Origin of the sequence: Phenylobacterium sp. (genome assembly GCF_036402295.1) — a bacterium.
GTDB lineage: Bacteria > Pseudomonadota > Alphaproteobacteria > Caulobacterales > Caulobacteraceae > Phenylobacterium.
The window spans coordinates 1-13,818 of sequence record NZ_DASWTE010000068.1 but is presented as its reverse complement, the minus strand read 5'-3'; the positions used below and the strand labels follow the sequence as shown (position 1 = coordinate 13,818).

General features: G+C 69.5%; 18 protein-coding genes. 7 read left to right on the top strand and 11 right to left on the bottom strand.

What is annotated here, in order from left to right:
* On the bottom strand, positions 1-632 hold a 632-nt coding region (locus VGD44_RS04560; RefSeq protein WP_331084330.1), incomplete at its 3' end, for a phosphonate ABC transporter ATP-binding protein.
* A 207-nt stretch (positions 633-839) separates the two neighbouring features.
* Here VGD44_RS04560 and VGD44_RS04555 point away from each other — a divergent pair.
* Complete coding sequence (locus VGD44_RS04555) at positions 840-2,111, top strand: type III PLP-dependent enzyme (RefSeq protein WP_331084328.1); 1,272 nt, start codon at positions 840-842, stop codon at positions 2,109-2,111.
* A 104-nt stretch (positions 2,112-2,215) separates the two neighbouring features.
* The gene (locus VGD44_RS04550) at positions 2,216-3,271 is read left to right on the top strand and encodes a 1,9-bis(guanidino)-5-aza-nonane synthase (RefSeq protein ID WP_331084326.1); all 1,056 of its coding nucleotides are present in this window, start codon (positions 2,216-2,218) and stop codon (positions 3,269-3,271) included.
* A gap of 170 nt (positions 3,272-3,441) precedes the next feature.
* Here VGD44_RS04550 and VGD44_RS04545 read toward each other — a convergent pair whose 3' ends face one another.
* From VGD44_RS04545 to VGD44_RS04535, 3 genes are read right to left on the bottom strand one after another with little or no spacing between them, the layout of a single operon-like run.
* Positions 3,442-3,879 (bottom strand): SHOCT-like domain-containing protein, encoded by a 438-nt coding sequence (locus tag VGD44_RS04545; protein ID WP_331084324.1) that lies wholly within the window; start codon positions 3,877-3,879, stop codon positions 3,442-3,444.
* Between the two features lie 11 nt (positions 3,880-3,890).
* Positions 3,891-4,211, bottom strand: coding sequence for a hypothetical protein (locus VGD44_RS04540; protein ID WP_331084322.1), 321 nt, complete (start codon positions 4,209-4,211; stop codon positions 3,891-3,893).
* A complete protein-coding gene (locus VGD44_RS04535) occupies positions 4,212-4,589 on the bottom strand; it encodes a DUF2089 domain-containing protein (RefSeq protein ID WP_331084320.1) in 378 nt (125 codons plus the stop codon).
* 124 nt (positions 4,590-4,713) lie between these two features.
* On the opposite strand from VGD44_RS04535, the gene VGD44_RS04530 reads away from it, so the two are divergent.
* Positions 4,714-5,487, top strand: coding sequence for a phosphatase PAP2 family protein (locus tag VGD44_RS04530; RefSeq protein ID WP_331084318.1), 774 nt, complete (start codon positions 4,714-4,716; stop codon positions 5,485-5,487).
* A gap of 3 nt (positions 5,488-5,490) precedes the next feature.
* Here the strand turns inward: VGD44_RS04530 and VGD44_RS04525 are convergent, their stop codons facing one another.
* Together VGD44_RS04525 and VGD44_RS04520 are read right to left on the bottom strand one after the other, a co-directional pair.
* The gene (locus tag VGD44_RS04525) at positions 5,491-6,261 is read right to left on the bottom strand and encodes a molybdopterin-dependent oxidoreductase (protein WP_331084316.1); all 771 of its coding nucleotides are present in this window, start codon (positions 6,259-6,261) and stop codon (positions 5,491-5,493) included.
* Positions 6,258-7,085 (bottom strand): cytochrome b/b6 domain-containing protein, encoded by an 828-nt coding sequence (locus tag VGD44_RS04520; RefSeq protein WP_331084314.1) that lies wholly within the window; start codon positions 7,083-7,085, stop codon positions 6,258-6,260. The genes VGD44_RS04525 and VGD44_RS04520 overlap by 4 nt, the downstream gene beginning before the upstream one ends.
* Before the next feature lie 139 nt (positions 7,086-7,224).
* Here VGD44_RS04520 and VGD44_RS04515 point away from each other — a divergent pair, with 139 nt between their 5' ends.
* Together VGD44_RS04515 and VGD44_RS04510 are read left to right on the top strand one after the other, a co-directional pair.
* Positions 7,225-7,494: a hypothetical protein gene (locus VGD44_RS04515; protein WP_331084312.1), complete on the top strand. Its 270-nt coding sequence runs from the start codon at positions 7,225-7,227 to the stop codon at positions 7,492-7,494.
* Positions 7,495-7,547: 53 nt separating this feature from the next.
* Positions 7,548-8,465, top strand: coding sequence for a thioesterase family protein (locus VGD44_RS04510; protein ID WP_331084310.1), 918 nt, complete (start codon positions 7,548-7,550; stop codon positions 8,463-8,465).
* On the opposite strand, the gene VGD44_RS04505 is transcribed toward VGD44_RS04510, so the two are convergent.
* The 3 genes from VGD44_RS04505 to VGD44_RS04495 all read right to left on the bottom strand — a co-directional run bounded on the left by VGD44_RS04505 (position 8,454) and on the right by VGD44_RS04495 (position 11,149).
* Positions 8,454-8,870 (bottom strand): potassium channel family protein, encoded by a 417-nt coding sequence (locus tag VGD44_RS04505; RefSeq protein ID WP_331084308.1) that lies wholly within the window; start codon positions 8,868-8,870, stop codon positions 8,454-8,456. The two genes, VGD44_RS04510 and VGD44_RS04505, sit on opposite strands and share 12 nt — an antisense overlap.
* Positions 8,871-8,947: 77 nt before the next feature.
* On the bottom strand, positions 8,948-9,823 hold the full coding sequence (locus VGD44_RS04500; protein ID WP_331084306.1) for an alpha/beta hydrolase: 876 nt from the start codon (positions 9,821-9,823) through the stop codon (positions 8,948-8,950).
* A 42-nt stretch (positions 9,824-9,865) separates the two neighbouring features.
* Complete coding sequence (locus VGD44_RS04495) at positions 9,866-11,149, bottom strand: MFS transporter (protein WP_331084304.1); 1,284 nt, start codon at positions 11,147-11,149, stop codon at positions 9,866-9,868.
* A gap of 105 nt (positions 11,150-11,254) precedes the next feature.
* Here VGD44_RS04495 and VGD44_RS04490 point away from each other — a divergent pair, with 105 nt between their 5' ends.
* Together VGD44_RS04490 and VGD44_RS04485 are read left to right on the top strand one after the other, a co-directional pair.
* Entirely contained in the window at positions 11,255-11,848 is a 594-nt protein-coding gene (locus tag VGD44_RS04490) for a TetR/AcrR family transcriptional regulator (RefSeq protein ID WP_331084302.1), read from the top strand.
* Positions 11,845-12,297, top strand: coding sequence for a DUF488 domain-containing protein (locus VGD44_RS04485; RefSeq protein WP_331084300.1), 453 nt, complete (start codon positions 11,845-11,847; stop codon positions 12,295-12,297). The genes VGD44_RS04490 and VGD44_RS04485 overlap by 4 nt, the downstream gene beginning before the upstream one ends.
* 2 nt (positions 12,298-12,299) lie before the next feature.
* On the opposite strand, the gene VGD44_RS04480 is transcribed toward VGD44_RS04485, so the two are convergent.
* Positions 12,300-13,514 carry a pentapeptide repeat-containing protein gene (locus VGD44_RS04480; RefSeq protein ID WP_414694612.1) on the bottom strand — a complete coding sequence of 405 codons (1,215 nt, stop codon included), beginning with the start codon at positions 13,512-13,514 and terminating at the stop codon, positions 12,300-12,302.
* Between the two features lie 100 nt (positions 13,515-13,614).
* On the bottom strand, positions 13,615-13,818 hold a 204-nt coding region (locus VGD44_RS04475; RefSeq protein ID WP_331084296.1), incomplete at its 5' end, for a CorA family divalent cation transporter.

Sequence of the window (13,818 nt, the reverse complement as noted above, 5' to 3'; positions counted from 1 at the left end):
AGGGTGACGAGGACGGTCAGGCCGTCGTTCTTGTTGAGCTCGCGCAGAATCTCCATCACGCGGCGCGCCGAGACGGGGTCGAGCGAGGCGACCGGCTCGTCGGCCAGGATGATCTTGGCCTTCTGGACGAGCGCGCGGGCGATCGCGCCGCGCTGCTGCTGGCCGCCGGAGAGCGTGTTGGCCCGCTGGGTCGCATAGTCCGAAATCCCGAACCGGTGCAGGGCCGCCATCGCCGCCTGCTTGGTCTCCGCCGGCCACAGGCCGAACGCGGCCTGCCAGAAATTGATCCGGCCCAGCGAGCCCAGCGCTACATTGCTGAACAGCGACAGGCGGCCCACCAGGTTGAACTGCTGGAAGATCATGCCGATCCGCGTGCGGGTCTTGCGCACGTCGGCGTCGATCTTCCCGTCCTTCTGGACCGGGCCGTCGAAGGCGACGATCTCGCCGGGGCCGGCGTCGATGGTCTGGAGCGCGCTGATCGAGCGCAGGAGGGTGGATTTCCCCGATCCCGAGGGGCCGATCAGGGCGATCATCTCGCCCTTCCTGGCGTCCAGCGAAACCCCGTCGAGGGCGCGGCGCTGGCCGAAGGTCTTGGAGACGTTCCGTATCGACAGAACGGCGGCGTCAGGCATGTGGGCGGTCGGAGCTTTCCCGAATGAAGGCCGTGCGTTCATGGCACGGCGCGGCCTTAGCGGTCCAGCGCGCACACTTGCCGCGCACACGAAGACTTTACATCGCGGTCCAATGCCCCTATTTGCGCGGCTTCCGGCGGACCCGATGTCCTCAAAAGCGCTGCTAACGCCGGTCTGGGTTCAACAATCCGTTGGGGGTTGCGTGAGGTGCACACGTACCATACGCCCCTGGACCTGGTCCGTGAGCGGTCCCCGGAGCGTCCTGTCGCCTTTGCGCGGCCGGGCGTGGTGGCCGTAGCGGCGCGCTGGTTCCAGGATAATTTTCAAGGCGACGTTTTCTACGCCGTGAAGGCGAACCCTTCGCCATGGGTCATCGAGACCCTCGTGAAGAACGGCGTGAATTCGTTCGATGTGGCCTCGATCCGCGAGATCGAGCTCGTGGCGCAATTCGCCCCGGGCGCGCGCATGGCGTTCATGCATCCGGTGAAGAGCCGCAAGGCGATCTCCGACGCGTATCACCGCTTCGGCGTGAAGACCTTCGCGCTCGACACGCATGAGGAGCTGGCCAAGATCCTCGAGGCCACCGACGGCGCCGAGGACCTGACCCTGATCGTCCGTCTGGCCGTCGTCGCGGAAGGCGCGTCCTACTCGCTGTCCGGCAAGTTCGGCGTCGAGCCGCACGAGGCTCCGGCCCTGATGCTGGCCGCCCGCCGCGCCACCCAGGGCAAGATGGGTGTCAGCTTCCACGTGGGCAGCCAGTGCATGCGGCCGACCGCCTACCAGGCGGCGATGGCCCAGGCCCAGCGCGCCATCGTGCGGGCCGGCGTCATGGTCGACATCGTCGATGTGGGCGGCGGCTTCCCGTCGGTCTACCCGGGGATGATCCCGCCGGACATGAGCGACTATGTCGACTCGATCCAGCGCGGCTTCGCCGAGATGTCGGTGCACGAGGAGACCGAGCTGTGGTGCGAGCCGGGCCGGGCGCTGGTGGCGGAAGCCTCCTCGGTGCTGACGAAGGTGGAGCTGAAGAAGGCCGACGCGCTGTACCTGAACGACGGCAGCTACGGCTCGCTATTCGATGCGGCGCACATGAAGTGGCCGTTCCCGGTGAAGCTGTACCGCGGCGAGGGTGACGAAGCCCACGAAGTGGAGGGCCCCTTGAAGCCCTTTCGTTTCTACGGGCCGACCTGCGACTCGATCGACCACATGCCGGGCCCGTTCTGGCTGCCGGAAGACATCCGCGAGGGCGACTACATCGAGATCGGCATGCTGGGCGCCTACGGCGTGGCCATGACGACCAACTTCAACGGTTTCGGCGACGCCGAGATCGTGGAGGTGAAGGACGCCCCCATGGCCTCGATGTTCGGCCTCGCCGGCCGCAACATCCGCCGGCCCCGCGAGGACCGGGAGGAGGAACGCAAGGTCGTCCGCCTCTCGCGCCCCAAGGGCCGGGCCGGGAAAAGCCGCCGCAAGCGGTAACAACGGTCGGGTTCAAAGTGTTATAGGCGCGGCCGGTCGCTCCGTCCCGGTCGCGCCTTTTCTATTGGCGACGGGCGATCACCCTCAGAAGGGAACTTCAGAAGATGAACGCTCCGGCGAACACCAACCGCAAGGCCGAGCTGCTGGCCAACACCGTCGAGCACGTGGCGATCGACCAGTACGACGCCCGGCCCGTCATCGACGCCATGCGCAAGATGAGCTTCACCAGCCGCGACACCGCCCGCGCCGCCGACATCTGGTCGATGTCGCTACAGGACCCGGACTGCTCGACCTGGCTGACGCTGGCCGGCTCCACCTCGGCCGGCGGCTGCATGCACATCTACCGCGACATGGTGAAGTACGGGATGATCGACGCGATCGTCGCCACCGGCGCCTCGATCGTGGACATGGATTTCTTTGAGGCCCTGGGCTTCAAGCACTACCAGGCCGATTCCACGGTCGATGACCGCGACCTGCGCGAGCTCTACATCGACCGGATCTACGACACCTACATCGACGAGGAAGAGCTCCAGAACTGCGACGGTACGATCTACGAGCTGTGCGAACTGCTGGAGCCGCGCCCGTACTCAAGCCGCGAGTTCATCCACGAGATGGGCAAGTGGCTGGCCGCCGGCAACGCCAAGAAACCCGACAGCCTGGTCGAGACCGCCTATCGCGAGGGCGTGCCGATCTTCTGCCCGGCGTTCGTGGACTCGTCGGCCGGCTTCGGCCTCGTGAAACACCAGGTCGAGCGGATGAAGGCGGGCAAGCCATACCTGACCATCGACGCGGTCGCCGACTTCCGTGAGCTCACCGAGATCAAGCTGAAGGCGGGCGCGACCGGCCTCTTCATGGTGGGCGGCGGCGTGCCGAAGAACTTCGCCCAGGACACCGTCGTGTGCGCCGAGATCCTCGGCCACGAGGTCGACATGCACAAGTACGCGGTCCAGATCACCGTGGCCGACGTGCGCGACGGCGCCTGCTCGTCCTCGACGCTCAAGGAGGCCTGCTCCTGGGGCAAGGTGGACGTGACCTGGGAGCAGATGGTGTTCGCCGAAGCCACCACGGTGGTCCCGCTGATCGCGTCCGACGCCTGGCACCGCGGCTCGCACAAAGCCCGCAAGAAGCCCCGCTGGGCCGACCTGTTCCTGAAAGCATAAGCATTGCGGCCCGCCATCGATGATGGCGGGCCGTTTCGCATAAGGGGCGCCACGACCGGGCGCAGCCGGCCGTCCACAGCAGCGCGCCGCGGGGATACATCGATCGCGATGTCGTGGGCCGCCGGTCAGGCGCCGGCGGCGGCGCAGGGACAGGCTTGGGAGGCCTGGTCCTATTCGCAGAAGATCCGCACCTTGGTGCGCTTCTCGTCCACGTCGACCTGAAGGTCGCCGAGGTGCTCCACCAGCTCTTCCAGGTTCTCCGGCTTCAGCTGGTGCAGGTCGAAGGGCACGCCGTTCTCGCGCATGGCGGCGTTCACCTCGTCGCGCGCCTTGGGCGGGATGATGCTGGCCAGCCGCACGCCGGCGCGGAGCAGCTGCATCGGGACGCGGATGTTGACCTTGGTGGGCCCGTCGTCGTCCGCCTCGTCGGTGTCGACCGAGATGCGCAGGTACTTCGGCTGGGGCCGGTTGCCGGGGTAGCCGGACTCGGAGGCGACCGTGGACGCCCGCGAGCGGCCCTCCAGCGCCGCCAGCAGGCGGTCGGCCTCGTCGGCGGTGATGCGGCCGGTGGCCAGCATCTCGAGGATCGAGCGGCGATCTTCGGTCATGGGAGGTCCTTTCAGAAGATCCGCAGGCGGATGCGGACGTCGTGCGCGTCCACGTCGACTTCCGTCCCGCCGAGGGAGGTCAGCACGCGGCCTATCGTGAAGACCGCGAGGTAGGGGTTCACGCGCCACATGGGCGGCGCGAGCAGGAGCAGCGGCGCCAGCAGGAAGACGAAGGGCGCCAGCAGCCAGAAGAACGGCGTCAGCGGCAGCCACAGCGACACGCGGGTGGGCCCGTGGGCCTCCATGGCGTGGCGGCGGCGGTGCGCGCGCAACGCGCGGGCCTGGATCCTGGCGAGCTCGCCGTGGCGGCGCATGGCGATCGGCGCATTCACTTAGCGTCCCTCCAGCTCGGCCACCGCCTCGTCGGCGGTGATCTCGCCGCTCTTGAGGCGCTCCAGCACCTCGCTGCGGCTGGGCGGGACGTTCATCTCGACGAGCTCGAGCATCCCGGCGATGCGGTTCAGGCGGGCCTTCACGGTCGGGTACGAGACGCCGAAGACCTGCTCCATCTCCTTGATCGACCCGTGGCTGCGCACGAAGGCGGCCACGAACACCTGATCCTCGGCCGCGAGCTGCGCGACCTTCGGCAGCTCGAAGCAACCCTCGATGGCGATATCGCGATCGGTCAGCCGCACCCGTTCGACCACGATCGGCCGCCCCTGAGTGAGCTCGGTCAGCGCCTGCCAGTCGTGTTTCTTGGTGTTGACCATGGCTTGAGACTAAGAAAATTAAGTTCAATGTCAAGAATATTGAATCTCAGCTTTCGCCGAGAGCGATGTTGCGCCCACGCGCCGCCTTTGCGACACCCGTCCGCAAAGAACCTGGGAGGCGGATATGCGGGTGCGTGTGGGGTTGGCGGCGCTGGTCGCCGGAATCGCGGCGTTCGGGTCGGCAAGCGGCCAGGCGCCGGCCGGCTATCTGGCGGTGACGCCCGACCCGGCCCAGATCCTGCGCCCCGCGCCCAAGGACGGCGATCCGCGCGACCTCGAGGACAAGCGGCTCTACGACGCCGCCCGCAAGCTGGAGGGTGGCCCTCGCTGGGCGATGGCTCAGGCCGACGTGCCCTATACGGTGAACGACCGGCTGGCCGGGCACTCCTGCGCCGTCGGCGTGAAGCTTGGCGCTGCGACGGCGCCGAAGCTCGCCGCGCTCATCGGCAAGGCCTCGTTCGACGTGGGACGGCTCAACACCGCCGCCAAGGCCGCCTACAGCCGCCCGCGGCCCTACAAGCGCTGGGGCGGGACCATCTGCACGCCGTCCTCGCCGGCGCTGGACCAGAGCTTCGATTATCCGTCCGGCCACGCCCAGCTGGGCTGGCTGGACGCGCTGATCCTGGCCGAGCTGGCGCCCGACCGCGCCGCCCAGATCCTGGCCCGCGGCCGCGCCTTCGCCGACAGCCGCGCCGTCTGCGGCGTGCATACGGTGAGCGCCATCGAGAGCGGCATGATCCTGGGCTCGACCCAGTTCGCGCTCAGCCAGGCCGAACCGGCCTTCCGCGCCGACCTGGAGGCCGCCCGCGCCGAGCTCGCGGCGCTCCGGACCAGCGGTCCAGAGCCCGACGCGGCGGCGTGTGCGAAGGAAGCCCAGCTCAACAAGAGCCCGTTCTGAGCCTTAGATCCCCGCGTACCACTCGTAGCCGCGGTCGGGCCAGAAGCCGCCCTGGCCGCGGCCGATCTGGCTGAAGTCGGACACCGCCTCGAGGCGCATCACGTACTTGGCGTGCTTGTAGCCCAACTGCCGCTCGACCCGCAGGCGCAGCGGATAGCCGTGGCGCACGGGCAGCGTCGCGTCGTTCATGTCGTAGGCGAGGATCGTCTGCGGATGGAAGGCGTCGATCAGGTCGATGCTCTCGTAGTAGCGGCCGCTGCCGTCCAGGGTCTGCTCCAGCGTGTCGAAGCAGTGGAAGACGATGAACTTCGCCTCGGGCTTGAGCTTCGCCCGCTCCAGCAGCGCCGACAGCCGCGCGCCCTTCCACTTGCCGATCGACGACCAGCCCTCGACGCAGTCGTGCCGGGTGATCTGGGTGCGTGAGGGCAGGCCGCGCACCTCGGCCATGGTCAGCGCCAGGGGCTGCTCGACGAGCCCGTCCACCACCAGTCGGTAGTCGGCGAAGTTCCCCGCCAACAGGGCCACGTAGTCGTCGTCCTGCGGCCGCAGCGTGCCGTTGGCCTTGAAGTCCTTCGAGATGTCGGAGGGCGCGAACTCCTGGGCCAGCGCGTTGCGGTCGGTGATCAGGCGCTGGGCGCGTTGGCTCCATTTCTCGGCGACCTGCAGCACGCCGGTGAAGGTGGAGTTGCTCGCGAGCTTGTCGCAGCCGGCGAGCCAGAGTGACGTCAGTGTCGCGCCGGCGGCCGTCAGCCAGCGGCGGCGGTTCAGGCTCACGGCTGGCCTCCTTCGATCTCGATGGCGTAGCGGCCGGTGATCATCGAGCGGATGTTGTTCCAGAGCCCCGAGACGATGACCATGACAACGTGCACCAGCACGAAGAGCACGATGAGGTTGGCTGAGATGAAGTGGATGGTCCGGGCCGACTGCCGCCCGCCGAACACGTCCACCAGCCAGGGAGCCGTCGCATTGAAGCCGGGCGACATGCACAGGCCCGTCAGCAGCATGGCCGGCAGCAGCAGCAAGATCACCACGAGGTAAGTCAGCTTCTGCAGCGCGTTGTAGCGCCGCGCCTCCTCGCCCTTGGGGAACTTCAGGCGCGCGTGGGTTCCGATCTCATGCAGGATGTGGCGGGGCGAGAGCTGGGCCTTCGTCGGCCAAAGATCCTTCCTCAGGTGGCCGCCGAGGAGGCTCCAGGCGAGGTAGATGAACCCGTTCACGACGAACAGCCAGGCGAAGAAGAAGTGCCAGCGCCGGCCCGTGGCCAGGTCGCGCCAGCTGGGGATCGTGGCCCAGGCGGGGAAACCGCGCTGCTCGCGCATCCCCTCCTTGCCCGACCAGCCGAACAGTCCGGTGGTGTCGAAGCGCATCCCGCCCACGGTCGTGATCCCGCGCGGCTCGCCGCCGATCTCCTCCTTCTGCATCGCGACCCAGGGGTCGGCGAAGGTGGACGCGGGCCCCCAATAGAGCGCCGGATGGGCGTTGAAGATCTGCAGGCCGCTCATCAGCAGCACGGCGATCAGCAGCACGTTCACCCAGTGGGTGAGCCGGGTCACCACCGAGTGGCGCTTGACCAGCGTCTTTGCGGGCTTGTCGGCCATGCCGTCTCCGGCCCTCCCCAAATCACGCCGCCAGTCTGGCGCCGCTCGCGCCCCGCTACGACTCCGGAAATGTCATCGGAACGATACCCTGCCCCCGGCGCTTTGGACGCGACCGCCATTTCTTGAGAGGAGCGCCGCCATGGGCGCCGAAAAGCACCCCGACGACAAGATCCAGAGCGAGGGCCGCAAGGACAACGCCGCCCAGCACGTGAACGAGGCGTCCGACAACGCCGGCGCAGAACGTTATCCGTCGGTGAAGAAGGACGACGCCATCGATCCGGGCGCCGCCCGCGGCGAGCGCAAGACGTTCGAGGGCGTCGAGAATCCGGAGCCGCGGCAGGGCGCCGGCGACGGCGGCCCCAGCCGCTCCTCCGACCCAACGCTCGATCAGTCCGCCGCCAAGCGCTAGCGGCCGCTCGCGCACCTCCGTAAGTTCCCTCGGGCGAAGCGGGGGGACGGAGCGTGGCGGCGATCGAGGTCTGGCGGGGGGGCGTGGCCACCTGGGAGTGCGACTCCATGGGCCACCTCAATGTCGGCTTCTATGTCGCCAAGTCGATGGAGGCCCTGGCCGGCCTCGCGGCCGAGCTCGGCATGCCTCGCCTCTTCGCGCCCTCGGCCGAGGCCACCCTGGTCGTGCGCGAGCAATACATCCGGTTCCTCAAGGAGGCCCGGCCCGGCGCTCCGGTCTCCATCGAAGGCGGCGTCCTGGCGATGGGCGAGACCGACGCGCGGCTCCTCTTCCTCATGCGCCACCAGGACGGCGAATTGGCGGCGGGCTTCCAGACCGTGGTCGCCCACGTGACCGCCGGCGAGGGCCGCCCGTTCCCCTGGCCCGACCGTATCCGCGCCCGCGCCGAGGCGCTGGCCGCCGAGGTTCCCGAGCGGGCGGCGCCGCGCTCGCTAACCCTCTCGCCCGTCGAGACCCAGGCCAGCCTCGCCCGCGCCGACGCGCTCGGCCTGCGCCGCACCGGCCTGGGGGTGGTTGCGGCCGGCGACTGCGACGCCTTCGGCCGGATGCGCACCGAAGGGTTCATGCAGCGCCTCTCCGACGCGATCCCGCACTTCTTCGCCGGCCGCCGGCCTGGCAACGCCGAGGGCCAGCCGCCCACGGTCGGCGGCGCGGCGGTGGAATACCGCCTCGTCCACCACGCCTGGCCGCGCCCCGGCGACCGGGTGGAGCTGCGCTCGGGCTCGTCCGGGGGCGACGCACGCATCCGCCGCCTCGTCCACTGGATGCTCGACCCCGACAGCGGACGGCCGTGGGCCAGCGCCGAGGCGATCGCCGTCTCGTTCGACCTGGCGACCCGCAGGCTGGTCGTACTCTCGGACGCCGAACTGGCCCGCGTGGAGGCCGAGGCCGTCCCGGACCTAGGACTGTGATCCGAGACGGGCGCTGAGCTGCGCCAGTTCGGCGCGGACGGCCGCCAGCTCGGCCATCATCCTTTCCTGTTCCTCGTGCGTGTAGGCGTCGCGGTTCTGGATCAGGGTGGTGGCGATGTAGCCGATCAGCAGCGGCAGGACGAAGAGGATCGCCGCCAGCATGACGAAGCTGGCGATCAGGCGCCCAGGCACGGTCACCGGGAACATGTCGCCGTACCCCGTCGTGGTGGTTGTCACGATCGCCCACCAGAGCGAATCGCCGAACGGCTTCTGCTCGAAGTAGGCGAACCCCCACGCCGCCAGCACGATCATCACGATATAGAGCAGCAACAGCTCGCGGATGCTGTTGGTGGCCATGATAATGTAATCGACCACGCGCTTGCGTGGCCTTGCACCCACACTCATCTCCGCCTCCCTTGGGAACCCTCGCCGACAGAAAAGCCGCAACGCGGCGGCCTGTCACCGGAGATACGGCGCAGACGTCAGGCGGACGCGATGTCCCGCAGCACGGTGCGCACCAGGTCGGGGCGCTCCATGGGCAGGAAGTGGCTCGTGCCGGGGATCAGGTCGATGCGCACCCGCCCCGTCGCCTCGAGCTCGGCCTGTCCCTCGTCGAGCCGGGCCGTCGAGGCGGCCTCGGCGCGCAGGATGTGGATCGGGCAGCGGGTGGCGCGGAAGGCGGCCCAGGGGTCGTAGTTGTGGGTGCGGAAGTTCGCAGCTTCCCATTCGCGGGTGCAGGTCAGGGTGACCTCGCCGGTCGCGGTCTCCCGGAACCCGGCCTCCACGTAGTCGGCCAGTTGATCCTGTCGCCAGGTCCTGAAGGCGCCGCGACCGGCGTAGGCCTCCAGCACCGCCGCCTTGCTGGGGAAGGTCGCGCGCCGGCGGAGCGCCCCATCGGCCAGCGGGTTGTCGGCCATGGCATCGGGGCCGGTTCCGGCGTGGAAGACCACCGGATCGAACAGCGCCAGCGCCTTCACCCGCGCCGGATCGTGTGCGGCGGCCAGCAGACTGGAGGTGCCGCCCATGGAGTGACCGGCCAGCACCACCGGCCCGTCGGTCTCGGCGTCGAGGAAGGCCAGGAGGTCGTCGCGGAAGGCGTTCCAGCCGCCATGCGCCGCAGGATCGGCCGGCAGCGTCGAGGCGCCGTGGCCGCGCATGTCCACCGCGAGTATCCGCAAGGACCCCGCCAGCGGCGCCAGGATGCTGCGGTAGGTGCGCGCGTTGAAGCCGTTGGCGTGGCTGAAGACCACGTCCACGGGCCGATCCGGCGGGCCGAAGTCCAGCACGGCCATCGCCCCGCCGCGGGCCGCAAGCGTCACCTGCCGCGCACGCGGCACATATTCCACCCTGGCGTCCATGCCGCCTTCCTTAGCGGGCTTCCCCCGCGGGAGGGAACCCGGTCACGCCGGAACGGGCGTCGCACGGCCCTCGTCACCGCCGCGGGCGATGGCCAGCGCGGCGAACGCCGCGGCCAGGCCAAGGAACCCGGCGATCACGAAGCTCTCGAGGTAGCGGCCCTGCAGGTCGCGCAGCAGGCCCGCGCCGAACGCGGCCGTCGCGGCGCCCATCTGATGGCCGCACGCGATCCAGCCGAAGACGATCGGGCCCTCCCGCTCGCCGAAGTTCTCGGTGGCCAGCCGCACCGTGGGCGGCACGGTGGCCAGCCAGTCCAGTCCGTAGAACGCCGCGAAGATCGACAGACTGACCACGTCGAACTCGAGGAACGGCAGGGCCATCAGCGAGAGGCCCCGCAGCGAGTAGTAGACGAACAGCAGCTTGCGCGGATCGTAGCGATCGGTGAGCCAGCCCGAGGCCGTGGCGCCCACGATATCGAACACGCCCATGGCCGCCAGCAGCAGCCCGGCCTGGACCAGCACCAAGCCCTTGTCGCCGCAGAACGAGATCAGGTGGGTGCCGATCAGGCCGTTGGTGGTGAACCCGCAAACGAAGAAGGTGGCGAAGAGCAGCCAGAAGGCCGGGACCTTCGACGCCCGGGCCAGCACCGACAGCGCGAGGGTCACGGCGTCGCGCGCCCGGGCCTTGGGCGGCGCAGGCTCGACGTCCGTCCCGCCATAAGGTGGCTGGCCGATGTCGGACGGCCGCTCGGGCATCAGGAGCAGCACCAGCGGGACCAGCGCGGCAGCGGCCAGCGAGACGGCGATCACCACCGGCTTCCAGCCGCCGGTCTGCGCCAGCGTCGCCATGCCGGGCAGGAAGATCAGCGAGCCGGTGGCGGTAGAGGCGCTGAGCAGGCCCATGACCAGGCCGCGGCGCGCAGCGAACCAGCGGTTCACGACGGTGGCGCCCATGGAGAGCGCTACCGCGCCTGAGCCGAGGCCCGAGAGCACGCCCCAGGTGGCGACGTACTGCCAGGGCTGGGCCATGAACAGGCTGAGGGCCGTCGAGGCGCTCATCAGGACGAGGCCGGCCAGCAGCGTGCGCTTCAGCCCCAGCGTCTGCATCAGCGCAGCGGCGAAGGGACCCACGAGGCCATAGAGGAAGATGCCGATCGCCGCGGCCGCCGAGAGCGACGCGCGGTCCCAGCCGAAGGCGTCGTGCAGCGGCGTCAGCAACACGCCCGGCGCCGAGCGCAGGCCCGCGGCCGCCAGCAGGGCCAGGAAGGTGACGCCGGCGACGACCCAGGCGTAGTTCTGGCCGAACGGCCGGCGCGTCGCTATGCTCATGTTACCGACCGGTACCTGCGGGAAGCTCGACTCTTAGATACGTACCGGTCTGTATCAGTCAAGGCGAGCCGCATGACAAAAGCGCCCCCGATTGCTGAACCCGTCTTGGCGGCGCCCGCCCCGAAGGCGGCTCAACGCATCCTCACCACCGCCAGCGAGCTCTTCTACCGCGAAGGCGCGCGCGCGGTCGGCGTAGACGAGATCGTCGCGCGGGCCGGCGCCACCAAGCCCAGCCTCTACCGGGCCTACGAGTCCAAGGACCAGCTGATCGCCGCCTACCTGCAGGGACAGGCGGAGGGCTTCTGGGCCTACTTCGACGCCGCGGTGGACGCTCATCCCGACGACCCGAAGGCGCAGATCCTGGACTTCTTCCAGGCGCTGGCCGAGCGCGCCGAGAAACCCGGCTATCGCGGCTGCGGCCTCACCAACGCGGCGGTGGAATACCCCGATCGCAAGCACCCCGGCCGCAAGGTGGCGGTCGGCCACAAGGCCGAGCTGCGCGAGCGGCTGCGCGGCATGACCAAGGCGATGGGTGCGAAGAAGCCCAAGAAGCTGGCCGACAGCCTGCTGCTGCTGATCGAGGGCGTCTACGTCACCAGCCAGCTCTTCGGCGAGGACGGGCCGGCCGCGGCCGCCAGGGGAGCCGCCGAAGCGTTGATCGAGGCCCACACCCGCGAGGCCCCGAAGGACGCGCCGTGACCACGCCGCTCGCCACCATCGGCTACGAGAGCGCGCCGCAGGCGAAGGTGATCGAGACGCTGAAGGCCGCCGGCGTCGAGGTGCTGATCGACGTCCGCGCCGTGGCGGCCTCGCGCCGCGCCGGCTTCTCCAAGGGCCTCCTGTCGGCCAGCCTCGAGGACGCAGGCATCGCCTATGTCCACCTGCGCGAGCTGGGCACGCCCAAGGAGGGCCGCATGGCCGGCCGACGGGGCCAGACCGCAGTGATGCGCGAGATCTTCGAGGCCCACCTGGCGGAGCCCGCGGCGCAGCTGCAGCTGGCCCAGGCCATCGAGATCGCCAAGGCGCGCAAGGCGGCGCTGCTGTGCTACGAGGCCGACCACCGCGGCTGCCACCGCTCGATCATCGTCGACCACATGCTGGAGGCTGCGGATTTTGCGGTAGAGAACCTGGAGCCGTCGACGCTCTAAGCCTAGACCTCGAGCTCGGCGCCCGACAGGTCGCAGCCGGCGACGCGGGCGCCGTCCATCTCCGCCTCCAGGAACCGCGCGCGCGGGGCATGCGCGCCCCGCAGGTCCGCGCCGCGCAGCGAGGCGCGGGTGAAGTCGGTGCGCACGAAGCGGGCGTCGCCGATGGAGAGCGGCCCCATCTTGGCCCCGCGCAGGTCGGCCCGCGCCAGCTGGGCGTCGGTGAAGCGCGCGCCGCGCAGGTCGGCCTCGCGCATGTTGGCGCCGCGGAAGTCACAGCCGGAGAGGTCGGCGCCCTGCAGCTGGACGCCTTCGAGGTCCATCCCGAAGAAGATCGAGCGCGGCGCCGACAGGCCTGACAGCCGCCGCTTCTTGAGCGTCTTCATCGGCCGGAAGTCGACCTCGGAGAGCTTCATCACCTGGCCGCGCGACCCCTGCGAGTCGCAGAAGGCCTCGTGCTCAGCCATCACCTCGGTGAGCGACTTGTCGTCGATGTAGAAGATCGGCGGCGGGGCGCGCAGCACGCCCGTCAGGTCGCAGTCGTCCAGCCGCGCCTGGTTCAGGTTCACGCCGTTCAGCACGGCCCGTTTCATCGAGGCGCCGGTCAGGTCGGCCCCGGCCAGGTCGGCGCCTGAGAGGTCGGCGCCGTCCAGCACGGCGCGCATCAGCTTGGCGCCGGTCATCACCGCGCCCGACAGGTTGGCGTCGGTGAAGTCCGAGGTCATGGCCACCAGGCCGCTCATTTGGGCGCCGGCCAGGTTCGCGCCCGACAGCACCGCATAGTTCAGCTCGCCTGGCCGGTGCTCGTGGCGCAGGATGCGGAAGCCGTCCAGCTTGTCCTGCAGCGCGATGCGGCCCTCGCGCAGGTCGCAGCCGGCGAGCTCAGCGCCCGCCAGGTTCGCGCCGCGCATGCAGGCGCCGCGCAGGTCGGCGCGCTTCAGGTTCACGTGCCGCATGTCGGCTTCGCGCAGGTCGGCGCCGAACAGGATCGCGCGGGAAAGGTTCGCCCGCGCCAGGGTCGCGCCGGTGAGCTTCGCGCCGGTCAGGTCGGCGTCGCGCAGGTCGATGCCCTCGAGGCTGCAGTTGGCGAGATCCGCATAGTGCAGCGACAGCCGGCGGCCGCCCGACCGGCCGGCCAGGTAGCGCTGATGGGCGTCCAGCGCCTCACGCAGCGCGTGGACGTCGAGAGCCAGGTGGTGCTGTTGCGGGACGGACGACATGTGAGGCCTGGCGTTCACCATGCCCGCGCCGCTTTAAGGATGAGTTGCGCGACAGCCTTAAGCGAAGATTTATGCAGACCTGAGGTTGTGCGGTCGCAGCCTACAGCCAGCCCCGCCGCTTGAACCACAATACCGGCAGGATGCCCGCCACCAACATCATCAGGACCGCCAGCGGATAGCCTAGCGCCCAGTGCAGCTCGGGCATGACGTCGAAGTTCATGCCGTAGATCGAGGCCACCAGGGTGGGCGGCATGAACACCACCGCCACCACCGAGAAGAACTTGATGATGCCGTTCTGCTCGAT

Coding starts and splice junctions, on each gene's coding strand:
- VGD44_RS04495 (WP_331084304.1), bottom strand. CDS start 11,149: ATGAGCATAGCGACGCGCCGGCCGTTCGGCCAGAACTACGCCTGGGTC.
- VGD44_RS04505 (WP_331084308.1), bottom strand. CDS start 8,870: ATGAGTGTGGGTGCAAGGCCACGCAAGCGCGTGGTCGATTACATTATC.
- VGD44_RS04545 (WP_331084324.1), bottom strand. CDS start 3,879: ATGACCGAAGATCGCCGCTCGATCCTCGAGATGCTGGCCACCGGCCGC.
- VGD44_RS04530 (WP_331084318.1), top strand. CDS start 4,714: ATGCGGGTGCGTGTGGGGTTGGCGGCGCTGGTCGCCGGAATCGCGGCG.
- VGD44_RS04500 (WP_331084306.1), bottom strand. CDS start 9,823: ATGGACGCCAGGGTGGAATATGTGCCGCGTGCGCGGCAGGTGACGCTT.
- VGD44_RS04535 (WP_331084320.1), bottom strand. CDS start 4,589: ATGGTCAACACCAAGAAACACGACTGGCAGGCGCTGACCGAGCTCACT.
- VGD44_RS04550 (WP_331084326.1), top strand. CDS start 2,216: ATGAACGCTCCGGCGAACACCAACCGCAAGGCCGAGCTGCTGGCCAAC.
- VGD44_RS04515 (WP_331084312.1), top strand. CDS start 7,225: ATGGGCGCCGAAAAGCACCCCGACGACAAGATCCAGAGCGAGGGCCGC.
- VGD44_RS04480 (WP_414694612.1), bottom strand. CDS start 13,514: ATGTCGTCCGTCCCGCAACAGCACCACCTGGCTCTCGACGTCCACGCG.
- VGD44_RS04520 (WP_331084314.1), bottom strand. CDS start 7,085: ATGGCCGACAAGCCCGCAAAGACGCTGGTCAAGCGCCACTCGGTGGTG.